The sequence below is a fragment of the Corynebacterium sp. UBA2622 genome (assembly GCF_002339505.1).
Taxonomy (GTDB): Bacteria; Actinomycetota; Actinomycetes; order Mycobacteriales; family Mycobacteriaceae; genus Corynebacterium.
The window spans coordinates 17,619-37,653 of record NZ_DDJO01000021.1 but is presented as its reverse complement, the minus strand read 5'-3'; the positions used below and the strand labels follow the sequence as shown (position 1 = coordinate 37,653).

15 protein-coding genes are annotated in these 20,035 nt (G+C 67.3%); 8 read left to right on the top strand and 7 right to left on the bottom strand.

From position 1 onward, the window contains the following. Window positions 1-97: 97 nt before the first annotated feature. Together B3611_RS08650 and B3611_RS08645 are read right to left on the bottom strand one after the other, a co-directional pair. The gene (locus tag B3611_RS08650) at window positions 98-1,273 is read right to left on the bottom strand and encodes a type II toxin-antitoxin system HipA family toxin (RefSeq protein WP_291314681.1); all 1,176 of its coding nucleotides are present in this window, start codon (window positions 1,271-1,273) and stop codon (window positions 98-100) included. After that, complete coding sequence (locus tag B3611_RS08645; RefSeq protein ID WP_291314680.1) at window positions 1,270-1,488, bottom strand: helix-turn-helix transcriptional regulator; 219 nt, start codon at window positions 1,486-1,488, stop codon at window positions 1,270-1,272. The genes B3611_RS08650 and B3611_RS08645 overlap by 4 nt, the downstream gene beginning before the upstream one ends. Window positions 1,489-1,676: 188 nt before the next feature. On the opposite strand from B3611_RS08645, the gene polA reads away from it, so the two are divergent. Further along, complete coding sequence (gene polA, locus B3611_RS08640; protein WP_291314679.1) at window positions 1,677-4,316, top strand: DNA polymerase I; 2,640 nt, start codon at window positions 1,677-1,679, stop codon at window positions 4,314-4,316. A 165-nt stretch (window positions 4,317-4,481) separates the two neighbouring features. Here polA and B3611_RS08635 read toward each other — a convergent pair whose 3' ends face one another. Continuing rightward, window positions 4,482-5,216: a class I SAM-dependent methyltransferase gene (locus B3611_RS08635; protein WP_291314678.1), complete on the bottom strand. Its 735-nt coding sequence runs from the start codon at window positions 5,214-5,216 to the stop codon at window positions 4,482-4,484. 243 nt (window positions 5,217-5,459) lie between these two features. On the opposite strand from B3611_RS08635, the gene rpsA reads away from it, so the two are divergent. From rpsA to B3611_RS08605, 6 genes are all read left to right on the top strand, one after another. Next, complete coding sequence (rpsA, locus tag B3611_RS08630) at window positions 5,460-6,920, top strand: 30S ribosomal protein S1 (protein WP_291314677.1); 1,461 nt, start codon at window positions 5,460-5,462, stop codon at window positions 6,918-6,920. Between the two features lie 71 nt (window positions 6,921-6,991). After that, entirely contained in the window at window positions 6,992-7,600 is a 609-nt protein-coding gene (gene coaE, locus B3611_RS08625) for a dephospho-CoA kinase (protein ID WP_291314676.1), read from the top strand. Between the two features lie 46 nt (window positions 7,601-7,646). Next, entirely contained in the window at window positions 7,647-8,000 is a 354-nt protein-coding gene (locus B3611_RS08620) for a DUF4259 domain-containing protein (RefSeq protein ID WP_291314675.1), read from the top strand. Window positions 8,001-8,025: 25 nt separating this feature from the next. Continuing rightward, entirely contained in the window at window positions 8,026-10,134 is a 2,109-nt protein-coding gene (gene uvrB / locus B3611_RS08615; RefSeq protein ID WP_291314674.1) for an excinuclease ABC subunit UvrB, read from the top strand. 19 nt (window positions 10,135-10,153) lie between these two features. Beyond that, window positions 10,154-10,612 (top strand): universal stress protein, encoded by a 459-nt coding sequence (locus B3611_RS08610; RefSeq protein WP_291314673.1) that lies wholly within the window; start codon window positions 10,154-10,156, stop codon window positions 10,610-10,612. A 79-nt stretch (window positions 10,613-10,691) separates the two neighbouring features. Continuing rightward, window positions 10,692-11,135: a universal stress protein gene (locus B3611_RS08605; RefSeq protein ID WP_291314672.1), complete on the top strand. Its 444-nt coding sequence runs from the start codon at window positions 10,692-10,694 to the stop codon at window positions 11,133-11,135. Here B3611_RS08605 and B3611_RS08600 read toward each other — a convergent pair. From B3611_RS08600 to B3611_RS08590, 3 genes are all read right to left on the bottom strand, one after another. Next, window positions 11,128-13,395, bottom strand: coding sequence for a HelD family protein (locus tag B3611_RS08600; RefSeq protein ID WP_414646321.1), 2,268 nt, complete (start codon window positions 13,393-13,395; stop codon window positions 11,128-11,130). The genes B3611_RS08605 and B3611_RS08600 overlap by 8 nt on opposite strands. A 57-nt stretch (window positions 13,396-13,452) precedes the next feature. After that, window positions 13,453-14,472, bottom strand: coding sequence for a DoxX family protein (locus tag B3611_RS08595; RefSeq protein ID WP_291314670.1), 1,020 nt, complete (start codon window positions 14,470-14,472; stop codon window positions 13,453-13,455). 84 nt (window positions 14,473-14,556) lie between these two features. Then, window positions 14,557-15,159 carry an MBL fold metallo-hydrolase gene (locus B3611_RS08590; RefSeq protein ID WP_291314669.1) on the bottom strand — a complete coding sequence of 201 codons (603 nt, stop codon included), beginning with the start codon at window positions 15,157-15,159 and terminating at the stop codon, window positions 14,557-14,559. A gap of 132 nt (window positions 15,160-15,291) precedes the next feature. Between B3611_RS08590 and uvrA the strand changes: the two genes are divergently transcribed. Beyond that, complete coding sequence (gene uvrA / locus B3611_RS08585) at window positions 15,292-18,153, top strand: excinuclease ABC subunit UvrA (RefSeq protein ID WP_291314668.1); 2,862 nt, start codon at window positions 15,292-15,294, stop codon at window positions 18,151-18,153. On the opposite strand, the gene B3611_RS08580 is transcribed toward uvrA, so the two are convergent. After that, a complete protein-coding gene (locus B3611_RS08580; protein ID WP_291314667.1) occupies window positions 18,119-19,999 on the bottom strand; it encodes a hypothetical protein in 1,881 nt (626 codons plus the stop codon). The genes uvrA and B3611_RS08580 overlap by 35 nt on opposite strands. Window positions 20,000-20,035: the final 36 nt, after the last annotated feature.

Below are 20,035 nucleotides of genomic sequence, written 5' to 3'. Positions count from 1 at the left end.
GTCGACTCCGCGTTGCGGACTTTAAAGGCACACTACGCCTGGCCTATCCAACGGCTCGAGGACGCCCCCACGCCAGCGCACCCCCAGGGGCGCGAACTCAGCCGGCGCCCCACAGTTTCCGCCTCCGCCCGAGAACTCGGCGAACGTCCCGAGCCTGCCGCGGCGTGCAGCCAATTGCCGCGATAAGGCGCTCGGCTGCACCCTCGGTCACCTCCAGAGCCTGGTGCATCACCCTGTCGGCGGCTTTGGGCGGCAGGCCGATCTCGGCGCAAAAGGTGCGGAACATTGACGAGCTGATATTGTCGCGTGCCCCCTGGACGCTGAGGGCGAGGCTTGTGTCGCCGTAGGGGAGTGTCGACGGAATATCGTATAGCGGCGAAACCTGGAACCCGTTCCCGGTATCCATGAGGGAAAGATTCTTCGCGTGCAGATCACCGTTGCCCGTGAGCCAGGCGCACGCGGTCTGGAACGCGATTGACCGGGCGGTCAGGGTGGGGGAGGCCGACACACCGCTAAGTGCGGTGGCCAGGTCCTCCATCGAGGGTGAGTACTTTTCTGCCGGGTAGAGGCCCATGATCTGGGCGGCATCTTCGACGTGGAGGCGCTTTCCATGTAAGCGGTCGAAACGCCGGACCAGCAGACCGGCGCGCCCATGCCGGTCGTGGCGGAGATCCACGGAAGCGACGGGGAACCGTCGCCGTGCTCTGCCGATCATCGCGAAGCATTCGGCCTCGTTTTCCACCAGCGCGGGGTACTCCGGGGGTGAAACCTTGAGGATGTAGTCGGTGTTGCCACCTGACACCGGAGCCGCGATCGTGCGCGCTGACGCCTTGTCCTGCACGCCGGGCAGCGCGGCCGGGTCCGCGATGCCGGCTGATGTGAGCGCCGCGCCGAAGTCGAGGGGTTCGGTGAGGACAACCGCGCTGGAAGTCTGAGGTGCGCCCCCGGGCGGAACGACGGTCACGTCACCCACGGTGTTGCCGCCGACGGCCAGGAGTAGACCGAGCTCGTCGTCGAGGGAGGTCTTGACACCCTTGCGCAGGGCGGTGAGCCGACGCCCCTCGGGGAGCAGGTTGGTGAAGAAGGGTGGGAGGGAGCCGTTATGTGTCGTCGCGGTCACGTGAAGCGGTAGAGATGTGGCCACGGAACGGGTGGCGTGGGTAAGGTACCGGAATTCCGTTGTCATGCCGGGGCGCCGGTAGAAGGCGGCGGTGAGCTCGTCGCCGACATAGATGTCCGCCGCGTGGATCGCGCCAGAATCGTTTACACTCACCGCAGCGCCTCCGGGACGTGGGGTGCGGGAACGAGATCGAAACCGAGCACGGAAAATAGAGCCATCACCTTGCCGATTTCCGCGGTCGGTTTTCCTTTCTCACACTCCCGTACGAAACGCTCCGAAACCCCCGCCAGCTCCGCCAGCTCCGCCTGGACGAGGCCCCTCTTCTTGCGCTCGGTGCGGATGAATTCCCCCAAGTCGTCCAACGACATTGCCAACTCCTCCCACACCGGCACGCTCGCGCCGTTTTGGCAAACCATAGCGCCCCCGCGCCACCCACACAACCCCAAACCGGCACGAGCGTGCCTATAACGGCGCTCCCGCCGTCGTCCAGCGACTGCCAAACAAGGAAACCGGCACGTACCTGCCGTCACCGGCCGCGCGTCTACACTGTGGAACCGTGACTAAGCGCCTCCTCCTCATCGACGGACATTCCATGGCCTTCCGCGCCTTCTACGCCCTGCCGGCGGAGAACTTCTCCACCTCGGGCGGGCAGCACACCAACGCGGTGTACGGCTTCCTGTCCATGTTCGCGAACATCGTGGCGGAGGAGCAGCCCACCCATGCCGCGGTCGCCTTCGATGTGGGGCGCAAGACCTTCCGCACCGAGAAGTACCCCGAGTACAAGGCCCAGCGCGAGGCGGCACCGCCCGAGTTCAAGGGCCAGGTCCCGCTTATCGACGACATCCTCGGCGACCTGGGTATCGTCACCCTGTCCAAGGAGAACTTCGAGGCCGACGACATCGTCGCCACCCTGGTCACCGAGGCGCGGGCCGAGGGCGGATACGAGATCGTCATCGTCACCGGCGACCGCGACTACCTGCAACTCGTCGACGACACCACGACCGTTCTCTACCCCACCCGCGGCGTGTCCGTACTCACGCGCTTCACCCCGGAGGAGGTGGAGAGCAAGTACGGCCTCACCCCGGCCCAGTACCCCGACTTCGCCGCCCTGCGCGGTGACCCCTCCGACAACCTCCCCAGCGTGCCGAAGGTGGGGGAGAAGACCGCCACCAAGTGGATCGTCCAGTACGGCGGGCTGGAGGGCCTCATCGAGCACGCCGAGGAGATCAAGGGGGTGGCGGGCAGCAACTTCCGCGAGCGCATCGACCAGGTGCGCCTCAACCGCGAGCTGACCCGCATGGTCACGGATGTGGAGCTGCCCGTCGTCCCCGACGACCTGGAAATGAAGCCAGCCGACGTCTCGCGCGTGGCCAAGGCCTTCGACGACCTCGAATTCGGTGTGAACCTGCGCGAGCGCGTCCTCTCCGCCGTTCCGACCGAGGGTGACGCAGCCCCGGTGCAGTCCGTCGAGCTTTCGGACATCGAGGTCGACGACGGCCCCCTCGACGCCTGGCTCGCGGAGCGCTCAGGTCAGGGCCTCGCCCTGTACCTCGCCGGCAATGGTGCGCCGCACCGCGGTGATGTGCGCGCGCTGGCGATCGTCGACAAGCAGCGCCGCGGCATCCAGAAGGAGGCCGCCGACCTCTCGCCCGAGGAGGATGCCGCCTTCAAGGCCTGGGCCGAGTCGGAGGACCCGAAGTACCTGCACGGAGCCAAGCCGGCCATCCACATGCTGCGCGGCCGCGGCATCGCCCTGCGCGGCATTGCCCACGACACCGCCATTGCCGCGTACCTGCTCCGCCCGGGCCAGCGCACCTACGAGCTCCCCGACGTCTACCAGCGCCACCTCCAGCGCCAGCTGGAGCAGGGTGGCGACCAGCTCAGCCTCCTCGGTGACACCACCCTGATCGACTCCGCCGCCGCCGTGCTCGAGCTGGCCGAGGAGCTCACCGCGCAACTGCGCGGCATCGACTCCTACGAGCTCTACTCCGATCTCGAGGTTCCGCTGGTGAGCATTCTCGCCGAGATGGAGGACGCCGGCATCTCGGTCGACGCCTCCGTGCTGGAGGGCGAGCTCGAGGAGTTCACCCGCAAGGTCGCCGAGGTGGAGCAGCACGCGCGCATGCTGGTCGACGAACCCGACCTGAACCTCTCGAGCCCGAAGCAGCTCTCCGTCATCCTCTTCGACAAGCTCGACCTGCCGAAGACGAAGAAGACGAAGACGGGCTACTCCACCGCCGCAAAGGAAATTGAGGCGCTCGCCGCGAAGAACCCGCACCCCTTCCTCGACGCCCTTCTGGCCCACCGCGAGTACCAGAAGATGAAGTCCACCATTGAGGGGTTGATCAAGACGGTGCAGGACGACGGGCGGATCCACACCACCTTCAACCAGACGGTCGCCTCCACCGGGCGCCTGTCGTCGACGGACCCGAACCTGCAGAACATTCCCGTGCGCACGGAGGCCGGGCACGTGATCCGCTCCGCCTTCACGGTGGGTGAGGGGTACGAATGCCTGCTCACCGCCGATTACTCGCAGATCGAGATGCGCGTGATGGCCCACGTCTCGCAGGATGCCGGGCTCATCGAGGCCTACAGGGCGGGGGAGGACCTGCACAACTTCGTCGGTTCCCGCGTCTTTGACGTGCCCATCGACCAGGTCACCCCGGAGCTGCGCCGCCGCGTCAAGGCGATGAGCTACGGCCTGGTCTACGGCCTGTCCGCCTTCGGCCTCTCCCAGCAGCTGGGTATCGCACCGGTGGAGGCGAAATCAATCATGGAGAGCTACTTCGTGCGCTTCGGCGGAGTGAAGCGCTACCTGGACGAGGTGGTGGAGCAGGCACGCCGTGACGGTTACACCGAAACGGTCTTCGGGCGGCGGCGCTACCTCCCCGAGCTCAACTCGGACAACCGCCTCGCCCGGGAAAACGCGGAGCGCGCAGCGCTCAACGCGCCGATCCAGGGCACGGCAGCGGACATCATCAAGGTCGCCATGGTCCGGGTCGACCGCGCGCTGAGCGACTTCGACTCCCGAGTGCTGCTGCAGGTCCACGACGAACTCGTCGTCGAGGTGGCCCCCGGTGAGCTGGAACAGGTGCGCGACATCGTGGAACGCGAGATGGACGGGGCGATCACGCTGCTCGTCCCGCTCGAGGTGTCAGCGGGCACAGGCTCCAACTGGGACGCCGCCGCGCACTAGAAAGGTCGGGGCGCGCCGGCCCGGATGGGTGGCGCGCCCGATTTTTCCCGGGTCACGCGGCCGCCCCCCGCGGCTTTGTGGCCCGCAGCTCCCGATATACACCCGGCATCGTAGCCCACCCGTAAGTGTGGCGCGGCAAACATTGGGGGAAATCCCGGTGAACTTCTAGGCCCCCCTCCGCCGAGTGACAAAGATGGCCGTACCGGGGAATATCGCCCCCCGTTCCGGCGACCACTGGCCCCAGCGCTGCTTGAGGTCAGCCGGCCACTCGGGCTCGAGCAAATCGACGAGCTCGAAACCCGTGGCGTTGAACGCGCGGACGTAGTCACCGAACGTGCGGTGGTACTCGGCATACGTCAGGGTGCCGGCCTTGTCGCGCTCCTCGTACGCGCGGGAAAAGTAGGGGATTTCCGCCGTGAACGCCTCGGGATCGTCGGGGAAGACCCACCGCATCGGGTGGTTCACCGAGAACACGAAACGCCCGCCGGGCGCGAGGACGCGAGAGACTTCGGCGAGCAGCACATCGATGTCCCGCACGAAGGGGATGGCTCCGAACGCGGAAAAGGCGGCGTCGAAGGCGCCGTCCCGGAAGGGGATCGCGAGCGCATCGGCCTGGACCAAGGCAACGTTTCTGCGGGCCCGGGACAGCATGCCGCGGGAGATATCGAAGCCGGCGACGAACCCGGCGCCGTCGTCAGCGAGCCACGAGGCGCAGGGGGCGGAGCCGCAGCCGATCTCGAGGACGGCGGCGTGTGAGACGTTGCCAAGCAACCGCACGTCGCGCTCGGCGACCATCTCCGGCGACCAGTGAAAACCCTCGAGGTAGGAGGCGTGTTCGGCGTGGTAGCGGCCGGCGTCGGCATCCCAGTGGGAGCGGTTTGCCTGTGACGGGGTTGACACGTGTGGCCTCCTGGGGAAATGCGGGCGCGAGCGGGGCCAAAACATTTGCCCTAGCTGCGGAAAGGGGCTAGTGTAGCAAAGGCGTGTCTACGCCGAGGGGAGTTCAGGGCTATGTAGGAGGGTCCGGCCGCACCCGAGGTGAGATCGCGAGGCGCGGGATCGATGCACATCAGCCCGTGTTTTACGAGAGACGCGCTCATGTCCAAGTACTATCTCCTATCCGTTTCGGAGCACTTTAAACCTATGCCCACTTCCAACGCACCCCAGGTTGCCATCAACGACATCGGCAGCGCTGAGGACTTTCTCGCCGCAGTAGACGCGACCATCAAGTACTTCGATGATGGCGACATCGTCACCGGCACCGTCGTCAAGGTCGACCACGACGAGGTTCTCCTCGACATCGGGTACAAGACCGAGGGTGTCATCCCCACCCGCGAGCTCTCCATCAAGCACGACGTCGACCCCAACGAGGTTGTCGAGGCCGGCGATGAGATCGACGCCCTTGTCCTGACCAAGGAGGACAAGGAAGGTCGCCTCATCCTGTCCAAGAAGCGCGCGCAGTACGAGCGCGCGTGGGGCACCATCGAGGAGCTGCAGAAGAACGACGAGCCTGTCACCGGCACCGTCATCGAGGTCGTCAAGGGCGGCCTCATCCTCGACATCGGGCTGCGCGGCTTCCTGCCGGCCTCCCTCGTCGAGATGCGCCGCGTCCGCGACCTGGAGCCCTACATCGGCCAGGAGCTCGAGGCGAAGATCATCGAGCTGGACAAGCACCGCAACAACGTCGTGCTGTCCCGTCGCGCCTACCTGGAGGAGACCCAGTCCGCGGTCCGCTCCGACTTCCTGCACCAGCTGCAGAAGGGCCAGGTCCGCAAGGGTGTCGTGTCCTCCATCGTCAACTTCGGCGCCTTCGTCGACCTTGGCGGCGTTGACGGCCTCGTGCACGTCTCCGAGCTGTCCTGGAAGCACATCGACCACCCGTCCGAGGTTGTCACCGTCGGCGACGAGGTCACCGTCGAGGTTCTCGATGTCGATCTCGACCGCGAGCGCGTCTCCCTGTCGCTGAAGGCGACCCAGGAGGATCCGTGGCGCGTCTTCGCCCGCACGCACGCCGTCGGCCAGATCGTCCCGGGCAAGGTCACCAAGCTCGTCCCGTTCGGCGCCTTCGTCCGCGTCGAGGAGGGCATCGAGGGTCTCGTCCACATCTCCGAGCTGGCACAGCGCCACGTCGAGGTCCCGGACCAGGTTGTCAACGTCGGCGAGGAGGTCATGGTCAAGGTTATCGACATTGACCTGGACCGCCGCCGCATCTCCCTGTCGCTCAAGCAGGCCGACGAGGACTACTCCGAGGAGTTCGATCCGTCCCGCTACGGCATGGCCGACTCCTACGACGAGCAGGGCAATTACATCTTCCCGGAGGGCTTCGACCCGGAGACCAACGAGTGGATGGAGGGCTTCGACGAGGCCCGCCAGGCGTGGGAGGCCCGCTATGCCGAGGCCGAGCGCCGCTTCCAGGCCCACACGGCCCAGATCGAGCGCCACCGCGCCGCCGCCGCCGAGGCCGCTGAGCAGGGCACCGAGTCCAACTACTCCTCCGAGTCTGGCGCTGCAGCTCCGGCAGCCGACCAGCCTGAGGAGTCCATCGGCTCCCTCGCGTCCGACGAGCAGCTCGCAGCTCTGCGCGACAAGCTCGCCGGCAACTAAGCCAGCGCGCCAGCCGCTGAACCACGGCCCATCTCCCGCCCGGGAGGTGGGCCGTTGCCTATGATGGGGCCATGCTCAGAATTGGACTGACCGGTGGCATCGGCAGCGGCAAATCGACGGTGGCGGCGCTCCTCGCCGAGGCCGGCATCCCGGTGGTGGACGCCGACCAGGTGGCGCGGGACAACATGGAGCCCGATTCCCCCGTGCTCGACGAGGTCGCGCGGGAGTTCGGGGAGGACATCCTCCGCGCGGACGGCTCGCTCGACCGGGCCGAGCTGGCCCGCCGTGCCTTCGCCACCCCGGAGGCCACGGCCCGGCTCAACGCGATCACGCACCCCGCGATCCGCGAGGAATCCGAACGTCGATTGGCCGAGCTCGAGCACGGGGGAGCGGAGGCGGCCGTCTACGACATGCCGCTGCTGTTCGAGCTCGGGTTGGATTCCACGATGGACCTGAATGTGGCGGTGCACACGGATGCGGAGGTGCGGGTGGCAAGGCTCGTCGAAAAGCGCGGGCTGGAGGAGTCCGACGTGCGCAACCGCATCGACCGCCAGATCGGGGATGCCGAGCGCCAGGCCCGTGCTGACGTGGTGCTGGACAACAACGGCACGCCGGAGGAGTTGGAACAGCAGGTTGAACGGCTCGTTTCCCGCATCCGGGAAATGGCCCGAGAAGTTTAGCTGTTGGTAAGTTCCCATTAAAGTTGCGGGCCTAACGTGGCCCGACATGGGTACGTGGGATCATGGACCGTTCGACAACGACAGGGCGCGCGATACCGTGCGCCAGCTTGCCGAGGGCACGTTCCGCATGGACCAGTTCCGCTTCGACTGCGGCGAGGGCCCGCTGGACTCCGAGAGCGCCGAGGCCGTCGTCGCCCTCAACGCGGTACTCAACGGCCACGTCCCGCGTCCGGAGGACGCCCCCGCGCTGGACTTCGAATTCTCCTTCCGTGACCGGCGCTGGCTGCAGGCGAAGCTGCGCGAAGCACTCGACCCGGCCCACTCCGAGCTTTACGAACTGTGGCGCGAGGCGGGCGAGCTCAAGGAGTGGCTCGATGCGACGGGGAGGGTCATTCACTAGCCGGGTCGGGCGATAGGATGGGTGCATGGCCTTTGCTGCTGAGCACCCCGTCCTCGCCCAATCCGAGTTCCGCCCCGTGGGAGACATCCAGCGCCGGGAAAAGCCCTTCGAGGTCGTCAGCGAGTTCCAGCCCTCGGGTGACCAGCCCGCGGCGATCGCGCAGCTCGACGAGCGCCTCCGCCGCGGGGAGCGCGACATCGTGCTGATGGGCGCGACAGGTACCGGCAAGTCCGCCACCGCCGCGTGGCTGATCGAGAAGCAGCAGCGCCCGACCCTGGTGATGGCGCCGAACAAGACCCTCGCGGCCCAGCTGGCCAACGAGCTGCGCCAGCTCCTGCCGAACAACGCCGTCGAGTACTTCGTCTCCTACTACGACTACTACCAACCCGAGGCGTACATTGCGCAGACGGACACGTACATCGAGAAGGACTCGTCCATCAACGACGACGTCGAGCGCCTCCGCCACTCCGCCACGTCCGCGCTGCTCAGCCGCCGCGACGTGGTGGTGGTGGCCTCGGTCTCCTGCATCTACGGCCTCGGTACGCCACAGTCCTACCTCGACCGCTCCGTCGTTCTGCGCACGGGGGAGGAGGTCGACCGCGACCAGTTCCTCCGCCTGCTTGTCGACGTCCAATACGAGCGCAACGACATCGACTTCAAGCGCGGGACCTTCCGCGTCAAGGGTGACACCGTGGACATCATCCCCGCCTACGAGGAGGTTGCGGTGCGCGTGGAGTTCTTCGGCGACGAGATCGACGAGCTCTACTACATCCACCCGCTCACCGGGGACATCCTGAGCAAGGAGGAGGAGGTCCGCATCTTCCCGGCCACCCACTACGTGGCCACGGACGAGCGGATGGAGAAGGCCATCGAGGCCATCAAGGAGGAGCTCGCCGACCGGCTGGAGGACCTGGAGAACCGGGGCAAGCTTCTCGAGGCGCAGCGTCTGCGCATGCGCACCGAGTACGACCTGGAGATGATCCAGCAGGTCGGTTTCTGCTCGGGCATCGAGAACTACTCCCGCCACATGGACGGGCGGCCCGCCGGATCTGCCCCCGCGACGCTCATCGACTACTTCCCCGAGGACTTCCTAACCATCATCGACGAGTCCCACGTCACCGTCCCCCAGATCGGCGGAATGTACGAGGGCGACATGTCCCGCAAGCGCAACCTGGTGGAGTTCGGCTTCCGGCTCCCCAGTGCGGTGGACAACCGGCCGCTGACCTTCGACGAGTTCGAGGCGCGCGTCGGACAGACGGTCTACATGTCCGCCACCCCCGGCGACTACGAGTTGGAGGCGGCCGAAGGCGAGTTCGTCGAGCAGGTTATCCGCCCGACCGGGCTCGTGGATCCGAAGGTCACGGTCAAGCCCACCAAGGGCCAGATCGACGACCTGATGGAGGAGATCCGCCAGCGGGTGGAGAAGAACGAGCGCGTCCTGGTGACCACCCTGACCAAGCGCATGGCCGAGGACCTGACGGACTACCTCCTCGACCACGGCGTGAAGGTGCGCTACCTGCACTCCGACATCGACACCCTGCAGCGCGTGGAGCTGCTGCGCCAGCTGCGCCTCGGCGAGTACGACGTCCTCGTGGGCATCAACCTCCTGCGCGAGGGCCTCGACCTGCCTGAGGTGTCGCTCGTGGCGATCCTCGACGCGGACAAGGAGGGCTTCCTGCGCTCCACCAAGTCGCTCATCCAGACCATCGGCCGCGCCGCGCGCAACGTCTCCGGCGAGGTGATCATGTATGCCGATTCCGTCACCGACTCCATGCGCGACGCGATCGACGAGACGGAGAGGCGCCGCGAAAAGCAGCTCGCGTACAACCGGGAGCACGGGATCGACCCCCAGCCGCTGCGCAAAAAGATCGCCGATATCCTGGATCAGGTCTACGAGAACTCCGAGGAGGGCGCGGGGGTGGCCGCCTCCGGGCCGGAAGGAGAGGCCGCGGTCGTCGAAAAGCCCGACGTGTCCACCATGGCCTCCGACGAGGTTCAGAAGCTCATCGACGACCTCACGGCCCAGATGGGCGCGGCGGCGCGCGAGTTGAAGTTCGAGTTGGCGGGGCGGCTGCGCGACGAGATCGCCGATCTGCGCCGCGAGCTGCGTGGTATCAAGGAAACAGGAAACTAGGGAAGGGCAATAAACGCACATGCACACCTACACGTCGATCGCCGTGGGCACCGACGGCTCGCCAACCTCGCTCATGGCGGTGCGCTCCGCCGCGAGCCTCGCGCGCGTCTACGACGCGGACCTCACCGTGATCTGCGCGCACTACTCTGCGAGCGGGTCGATGCTCAACGCCACCAACGCGGAGCTATCGAAGATCGAGATCGTCAGCGACAGCGACGCCGAGCGCGTCCTCGCCGCCGCCCGCGTCATCGCGGAGGAGGAGCAGGCGCCGCGCGTGGACCTCATCACCCGCCCCGGCCAGCCAGCCGCCGTGCTGCTCGAGGCCGTCCAGGAGCACGGGGTGGATCTGCTCGTCGTGGGCAACAAGGGCATGCGTTCACTGGCCGGGAGGTTCTTCGGCAACATCCCCGGCAACGTGGCCAAGAAGTCGCCGGTGGACGTGATGCTGGTGGATACCCGGGCGGAGGGCCACTACTAGTATCGTGCGGGTAAACTAAACACTTATCCGAGGGTCCCGCCTCCACGGGCCACCGTTAACGAAAGGTTAGTGATTGTCCATGGCCGACAACTACAAGACCATTGTGGTCGGAAGCGACGGCTCCAAGTCGTCGTTCTTCGCCGTCGAGCGCGCCGCGAAGATCGCCGCCGCCTTCGGCTCCACCCTTATCATCGGCACCGCCTACTACGAGTCCGAGGACGAGGCCTCCAAGACCCTGCGCCAGGACTCCGTCACCATCCTCGGTGACGACCAGGCCCGCTCGAACCTGGACCAGGCCGTGGAGTACGCGCGCGCCGCCGGCGCCGCCGACGTGCAGACTGCCACCCGTCCGGGTACCCCGGTCGAGGCGCTCATGGCCATCGTCAACGACAACAAGGCCGACCTGCTCGTCGTGGGTAACCGCGGGATCAACTCGCTGACCGGGCGCCTGCTCGGCTCCGTGCCGGCCGACGTCGCGCGCCAGTCGGACTGCGACGTCATGATCGTCCACACGGTCAACTAGCCAGCGGGCCCGGTTCGCCGATCACCGTCAGTGTCTGCGTGGCGCGGGTGACAGCGACGTAGAGGTCCTGCAGCCCCTGGGGCGATGCCCCCGCGATGGCCTCGGGTTCCACCACCACAACGTGGTCGAACTCGAGGCCTTTGTGCTGCGCCACGTTGCCGGCGGTGATGACGGCGCTGGTGCGCCCGTCCCCGGTTGGCAGGGCGGTTCCGGGGTCTGTGCCGGAGGGCAGGTACTGCACCGGAATGCCGGTGGAGCGGATGGAGGTGGCGGGTTCGGCGACCGGGTCGATCGACGCGAGCACCGCATTTGCCGGCCCCATGATCTCGGCCGGGGTGCGGTAGTTCACGGTCAGCTCATGGGTGCGGTAGCGCTTTCCGATGAACGGCTCCAGCGCCCCGGCCCACTCGTCCGTCCCGGCGGGGGAGGACGTCTGGGCCGTGTCGCCGACAAGCGTCATCCACCGTGAGGGGCAGCGGCGGAAGACCATCCGCCACTCCATGGGGGAGAGCTCCTGCGCCTCATCCACGATCACGTGCCCGTACGCCCACGTGGCATCCGACCGGGCGCGCTGCGCGGTGGAGCGGACGTCGGTCTCGCGCTGGCGCTGCGCCAGGGTCTCGGCGTCGATGATGTCGTGGGCGGAGAGGATCTCGGCCTCGAACTGGTCATCGTCGTTGTCGGTGGCCTCCGAGGAGGAGAGGATGTCGAGGGCGTCCTCCGCCTCCGCCACCTGCCGGCGCCACTCCTCCTGCTCGGCCTCGCGCTGATCGGCCGGGTCGACCCGGCCGATCAGCTCCGCCAGCTCGTCCACCAGAGCCGTGTCGGAGGGCGCGAAGGGGGTGCCGGGGGCACGGTGGAGGGCGTCGCGGGTGTAGTCGTCGTAGTCGCCGGCGATCTCCGCAATCATTTCCGTGGAGGTGAGGAGGCTGTCGAGCACCTCGACGGGGTCGAGGGCGGGGAAGAGGTCGTCGACAAGCGAGCGTACCTGCGGCTCGTCGGTGAGGTCGTCGTGCAGCTGGTCGACATCCGCAGCCCCGAGCAGATTCTCGCCGCCGAGGGGGTCTTCCCCGATGCGGTGGGCGAGGGCTTCCGCGAGGGCGCGGGTGAGAGCGTCGGCGAACACGTCGCGGGCCCGGTTGTGCGGTCGGCGGGAGCGGCGGGCGCGGGTACGCGCCGCCCTAACCATGGCGGGTGTTGCCTCGATGGCCACGGAGTCGAAGGTCAGGGAAACGGGCTTGGCCGGCACGCGCTGGTAGTGCTCGACGGCGCGCTTGAGTATGACCGCCATTTCCGCCGAACCCTTCACTTCGCGGGATGCGAGAGGCTCGTCGTCGGAGTCGGGGGAGAATCCGGGTACGAGCTCCCCGACGGTGCTGAGCACCACACCGGTTTCGCCGAGCTCGGGAAGCACGCGCGAGATGTAGTCGAGGAAGGTGCGGTTCGGCCCGACGATGAGCACGCCGGTGTGGGAAAGCTGCTCGCGCCACGTGTAGAGCAGGTATGCGACGCGGTGCAGGGCCACGGCGGTCTTGCCGGTACCCGGGCCGCCCTGTACAACGAGGACTCCGCGGGTGGTGTCGCGGATGATCTCGTCCTGCTCCCGCTGGATGGTTTCCACGATGGACTGCATGCGCCCGGTGCGCGCCCGGTTCATTGCCTCACGCAGGGCGGCCTCGTTGCCCACGTTGGACGTGCCTTCGGGGGCGGAGTCGCCGGAGAGGACCTCGTCGTCCACGCCGGTGACCGTGCGGCCCTTCATCCGGATGTTCCGGCGTCTCTCCACGCCCTCCGGGTGGGCGGTGGTGGCCAGGTAGTACGGCCGCGCCATGGGGGCGCGCCAGTCGAGCAGGAGGGTGCGGTAGTGGTCGGCGCGGTCGTCGATGCCCATGCGCCCGATGTAGCGGCGGTCGAGGCAGGGGTGGCCTGGAGCCGGGTTCTCCGGGGCGTCGTCGGCGATGTCGATGCGCCCGAACACGAGCCCAACTTCGGCCACGCCGAGAGCGTCGAGCCTGGCGTTGAGGCCGTGGTACTCGGTCTCGCGGCGCACGAGGGCGTCGGGGTCGGGGTTGTCGGGGTCCACGTCCGCCTGGACCTGTTCGAGCCTCGCGCGCGCCGCGCGCACCTCCGCGTCGAGATGGGCGAAGAGAGTGTCGGCGTGGGCCTGCTCGGCCTCGACGGCGTCGCGCCCGTCGTCTGAATGATTGCGCACCCGCGCACCTCCTAGGGTTGGACTGGAAACGAACGATCCTAGCACCACGGAACCCCGCCCCCTCGGCGATGCGGGGGCGGGGTTCGGCGGGGGAGCGTGCGGTGTCTAGCCGAGCTTCTTCTGGGCCTTCTTCACGGCCTTCTGGGCGCGCTTCTGGGCCTTCTTCGTCTTGCGCTTCCACTCGCGCTGCTGGCGCTTGGAGGGTGCGGCATCGAGGTTGTCGAAGGTGTCCTGGAGGGCATCCACAGCATCCTGGGCGCGGCCCTGGAGCTTCGCCGCGACCTTCTTGCCCTTGCGCTTGGCCTTGAACTTGTCCACGGCGCTGGGACCGAGATCGTCGAGGGAGGACTGCAGATCGCCGACGAGGCCGTTAACCTTGCGCTTCGCCTTGAACTGCTGAACCTTGGACGGCTTCAGGTCCTTGTAGGTGCTCTGTGCCTGGTCGGTGGCGGTGTCGAGGAGGCTGGAGGTCTGCTTCTTCGCGTCCTCGAGGAAGTTTCCGGCGGCGTCGGTGGCGTTGTCGGCCAGGGATGCCGCAGTCTTCTTCCAGTCGTCCTTGTTGTCGTCGACGTAGTTGGCAACCTGCTCGGAGGTGTCGGAGAGCCAGTTGCTGGCCTTGCTCATGGCCTTCTCGGTCTCGGACTGGGTCGGCAGGGCCTTGGCGACGTTCTTCTTGGTCACCTGGGCGGCCTTCTGGGCGCGCCACTGCAGGTTCGGCTTCCCCTCGGTGTCCACCGTCGCGAGCAGAACGCCGCCCAGGAGGGCGAGGTCCGTGAGGGCGCCGCTGCGGCGGCGGGCCTTCTCCTGCTCGTCCTTGGCGTCCCAGAAGGCGTTGCGACCGAGGAGGGAGGGTACCGCGGTCGCCGCGAGAAGCGTGGCGGAGGTGCGCGGTGCCTTGCCCAGCGCGAAGAGGGCGCCGGCACCGGTCTTGACGCCGCCGACGGCGAGGGTGGCCGTCTCGGGCGACGAAGGCACGAAGGAGCGGTACTCCCGCGGGACCACGGAGCGGATCTTCTTCAGTGCCGCCTCGGCGTTGTCGCGGTGGGCGGAGGGGTTCATGACCGTCTCCACGCCATCGGCTACGTACACGGAGGCCAGCATCGGCCGCGCGAACTTGCGAATCATAAGCTGCATTCCTTTTCTTTCCACCTATTGAATGTCCACGTTCCACTCTAGACAGTTTGGCGTGGGCCGTGCCAGGGAATCGGGTTACCAGCGGCGCTCCCACCACTCGTCCAGTTTGGGTCGCTCGGCGCCCAGGGTCGTACCCTTCCCGTGGCCCGGGTGGACCACCGTGTCGTCCGGGTAGGCGTCGAACAGGCGCGAGGTGACGTCCCGGTAGAGGCGGACAAAGTCGCCCTCGGAATCGGTCTTGCCCAGTCCGCCGGGGAAGAGGGAGTCGCCGACGAAGAGGTGCGTTACGCCGTCGAGCTCCGCAACCAGGCACGCTCCGCCGGGCGTGTGGCCCCGCAGGATCTGGACGGGCAGGCTGTGCCCGGCGAAATCGAGGGTGTCACCGTCGTTGAGGGTGCGGTCGACCTTCGCGGGCAGGGCCGGGGCGTCGAGGAAGGAGGCCCAGTGCGTGGCTCCCGTGCGCTCGAGGATCTCCGGCAGGGCGCCGACGTGATCCTGGTGGCGGTGGGTGGTGAGGACACCGGTGATGCTCACGCCCGCCTGGTCCGCCAGAGCGAGAAGCGCCGGGGCATCAGCGGCGGCGTCGATGAGCAGCCCCTCGCCCCCGCAGGCGAGGAGGTAGCAATTGTTGTCCATGTCAGACACGGAAACCTGGTGCAGTGTGAGTGGCTCGTTCATACATCCCAGCGTAGCGGCGGAGGAAATAAACCGGCCCTGTCCGTCGTTGGTATGTTCGGTAGGTACCGTCGTTCCGGCGCGCCCGCACACGGGTAGCGGCCGGCCACCCCCGACCGAAGGACGAGAAACAACGTGGCTGATCGGCTGACCGTGCGCGGTGCGCGCGAGCACAACCTCAAGGGCGTCGACGTGGAGCTGCCCCGCGACAAGATGGTTGTCTTCACCGGGCTGTCGGGGTCGGGCAAGTCCTCCCTCGCCTTTGACACCATCTTCGCGGAGGGGCAGCGCCGCTACGTCGAGTCGCTGTCTTCCTACGCCCGCATGTTCCTCGGCCAAATGGACAAGCCGGACGTGGACTACATCGATGGACTCTCTCCCGCGGTGTCGATCGACCAGAAGTCGACCAACCGCAACCCGCGGTCCACCGTGGGAACCATCACCGAGATCTACGACTACCTGCGTCTCCTCTACTCCCGCGCGGGCACGCCCCATTGCCCCGTCTGCGACGCCGTCATCCAGCGCCAGACCCCGCAGCAGATCGTGGACCAGATCATGGAGCGCGAGGAGCGCACGAAGTTCCAGGTCCTCGCCCCTGTGGTGCGCAAGCGCAAGGGGGAGTTCGCCGACCTGTTCAGGGACCTGGCCGCCCAGGGCTACTCAAGGGTCACCGTGGACGGGGAGACCCACCAGCTCTCCGACCCGCCCAAGCTGGAGAAGCAGATCAAGCACACCATCGACGTGGTGGTTGACCGACTGCAGGTCAAGGAGAGCCAGAAGCAGCGCCTGACGGACTCCGTCGAGACGGCGCTCAAGCTTGCCGACGGCCTCGTGGCCATCGAGTTTGTCGGTGCCGGGCAGGACAACGGGCAGGAGGAGGACGCTTACCATATCTTCTCCGAGAAGATGGCCTGCCCGAACGGCCACACCCTCGACGTGGAGGAGTACGAGCCGCGCGCCTTCTCCTTCAACTCCCCGTTCGGCGCCTGCCCCGCCTGCGACGGCCTCGGCGTGCGCAAGGAGATCGACACCGAGCTGGTCATCCCGGACCCGGACGCACCCGCCGTCGACGCGTTCCAGCCGTGGAACTCCAGCCCGAACAAGAGCTACTTCGTCAAACTCATCGAGGCGCTGGCCTCGGAGGAGGGTTTCGACGCCCACGCCCCGTTTTCCTCGCTGACCAAGACGCAGCAGAAGCACCTGGTCTCGGGCTCCAAGACGCAGGTGAGCGTGCGCTATAAGAACCGCTACGGCCGCCAGCGTTCCTTCACCGCGGCCTACGAGGGTGTGATCGGCTACCTCGAGCGCAAGATGGAGCAGGCCGAGTCGGACACCCAGAAGGAGCGCCTTCTCGCCTACACCCGCGAGATCCCATGCCCCACCTGCAGGGGCTCGCGCCTCAAGCCCGAGATCCTCGCCGTGCGCCTCGATTCCACCACACACGGCGAGAAATCCATTGCCGGGCTCACCGAGCTGTCCATTGAGGAGGCCTCGGAATACCTGGACAACCTCGTGCTGGGATACCGCGAGGAAATGATTGCGGGTGCCGTACTGCGGGAGATCCAGGCGCGCCTGCGCTTTCTGCTCGATGTCGGCCTGAACTACCTCACGCTGTCGCGCTCGGCGGGGACCCTCTCGGGCGGCGAAGCCCAGCGCATCCGTTTGGCCACGCAGATCGGCTCCGGCCTGGCGGGTGTGCTGTACGTCCTCGACGAGCCGTCCATCGGCCTGCACCAGCGCGACAACCAGCGGCTCATCACCACCCTGAAGAAGCTCCGGGACCTCGGCAACACGCTAGTGGTGGTGGAGCATGACGAGGACACCATCAAGGCGGCCGACTGGATGGTCGACGTCGGACCACGCGCGGGCGAGTACGGCGGGGAAATCGTCTACCAGGGCGATCCCAGGGGCATCGTCAAGGCGAAGGACTCGCTCACCGGTGACTACCTCGCCGGGCGCAAGGAGATCAAGGTTCCGGAAACGCGCCGCCCGGTGGACAGGGACCGGCAGCTCCACATCTCCGGTGCGCGGGAGAACAACCTGCGCAACGTGGACGTGAAGATCCCCCTGGGCGCGCTCGTCGCCGTCACCGGGGTCTCCGGCTCCGGCAAATCAACCCTGGTGAACGAGATCCTGGCAAAGACCCTGCAGAACCAGCTCAACGGTGCCCGGCAGGTGCCCGGCCGGGTGAAGAAGATTGACGGCATCGACAACCTGGACAAGCTGGTGCAGGTGGACCAGTCGCCGATCGGGCGCACGCCGCGCTCGAACCCCGCGACGTACACCGGGGTCTTCGACAAGATCCGCAACCTCTTTGCCGAGACGCAGGAGGCGAAGGTGCGCGGATACAAGGCGGGCCGGTTCTCCTTCAACGTCAAGGGCGGGCGCTGCGAGGCCTGCCGCGGCGACGGCACCATCAAGATCGAGATGAACTTCCTCCCGGACGTCTATGTCCCGTGCGAGGTGTGCGGGGGAGCGCGCTACAACCGGGAAACTCTCGAGGTGCGCTACAAGGGCCGCAACATCGCAGAGGTGCTCGACATGCCGATTTCGGAGGCCAGTGAGTTCTTCGAGCCCATCACGTCCATCCACCGGTACCTGAGCACGCTTGTCGACGTCGGGCTCGGCTACGTCCGGCTGGGCCAGGCCGCGACGACACTGTCGGGCGGCGAGGCGCAGCGCGTGAAGCTGGCCGCGGAGCTGCAGAAGCGCTCCAACGGTCGCACGATCTACATCCTCGACGAGCCCACCACCGGCCTGCACTTCGAGGACATCCGGAAGCTGATGCTCGTGCTCAACGGCCTGGTGGAGAAGGGCAATTCTGTCCTGGTCATCGAGCACAACCTCGACGTGATCAAGTCCGCTGACTGGGTCATCGACATGGGGCCGGAGGGCGGCTCGGGCGGCGGCACCGTCGTCGCTCAGGGCACCCCGGAGGACGTGGCCGGGGTCGAGGGCTCGTTCACCGGGCAGTTCCTGAGCCAGATCCTCCCGTAGCGGGCTCGGGGGCTGGTTCGGGATCCCGGCGCGAGCGGACGACCGCTATCGCGAGAAGCAGGGCACCGCAGACCACGAACGCGATGATGCGCGTGATTTCGCTGCTTGAATCCAGGTCGAAGAAGACGAGTTTCAGGGACGCGAGGACGGCAAACAGGATCCCGAGCCCCAGAGTCGCGGATCCCGACGCCCGGGCTCGCGGTGCGAGCAGCAGGACGGTGGCCGTGAGTATCCAGAGCACGGAGGTCACCGCGTGTCCCACCCAGAACCCGGTCGCGGGGTCCGCGCCCGGCATCGCTGCGACGAGAGAGCCGACCGGGGGGAGAATCACGGGCAGGGTCTCACCGACCAGCGCGATGCCGCAGATGACCCGCGCGCCGTTGCCCAGGCGGGGAAACAGATCGCGGAAGTACAGGCTGGAGGCCAGGAAGGCGGCCGTAATGAGGGACTCGCCCACCATCCGGGCGCTGCCCGGGTGCCACGCCCCGGCATCACGCAGCATTTCCTGGGCAAAGACGGTGGCGAGAACGTACCCCAGGATCCATGCGACTACGACCCCTTCGTCCCCCGGAACGGGGGGCAGAAGGCGTAGAAGGAGCGCTACGCCGCAGAAGAGCAGCACGTACACGGCGAGGGACGCGAGCAACCCGGCGGTGAAGTGGGAACTTGGCGGGTCCCCGTTAAGGAGGTGGCCGGAAACCACCCGGGCACCGGCGGTGACGGGGGCCAGTGCGGCGAGCCACCATCCCGCAAGCCGCCGGTGAAGGCCCGCACCCGGCCCTCCCGTCCGGAATCGCAGGACCATGAAGGCCGCGATGCCCGCTGTGGCGGCCACGATGAACCACGGAACAAAGTGGAGCCTGGCGAAGAGCATCACCAGCACAAGTGAGGTGAGGGGAAACACCGCCAACCCGAGAACCTCGGCCCCCTGCGCACCGCGGGCGGGGGAGGCGTGCGCGCGCGAGCCAATAACCACGAACAGCGCGGCGCCCAGCGCGATGAGAACGTAGTGGGCCGCGGCGGAGGCTGCGACGTTGTAGCCGGTGTCCGTGACGAAGACGATGAGGAAGGTCCCCACCGCGTAAACCGCCGAAGCGAGGGCACCGGTGGCCCGGGACTGCCCACCCGCCCCGCACAAACGCGGCAGGGAACACGCCCCCACGGTGACGAGCGGCACGAGCAGGGCGCAGAGGTTGGCGGCCAGATGATCATCTACGAGGGCGAACTCGTAGATGAGGAAGATCACCAGCATGAACCGGAGGAGACGGTGATCGCGCTGCGTGTAGGCCAGGCCGAGAAACACCAGCCACAGAACGAGGTGGATCGCCGATGACACGGAAATTGAGGTGCCGCGCCAGACGTTCGAGGTGACGTAGAACATCACACCGACGGCGGAGATGAAGGAGGCGCTGAAGGTCGCGGTCACGCCGAACGAGGGGCCGAAACGGGAGCGGGCGGCGAGGCCCGCCGCAGCAAGCGAACCCGAGAGGATGACCCCCAGCAGGGCAATCCCCGGGGGCCGGAGGAGGCCGGTCTGGAACGCCCAGACGACGGCGAGGATCACGCCGATCGCTGAGATCAACCCGCCGAGGCCGGCGACAACGCGCAACGCGCGCTGCTCCGGTGACAGCCCGCTCCCGCGGCGGCGCGAGTGCGGCGACCCGGGGGGTGTTGGCGTCGTCTGGGCCGGCACCGCGGGCGCGGGTGCGGGCGCACGCCCCTCAACCCGGGAGATGTGGGCTCGGAGGGCGTCGATAAGCTCGCGTGCGTGAGCGTTCTCGCGCTCGAGCGCAGCGAGCTGGCGGCGGGCGTCGTCGAGTAGTTTCGAGGTGGGGTCGCGGTCCATTGCGCAGGCCTTCCGTCGACGTGGTTTTGGGGTCGA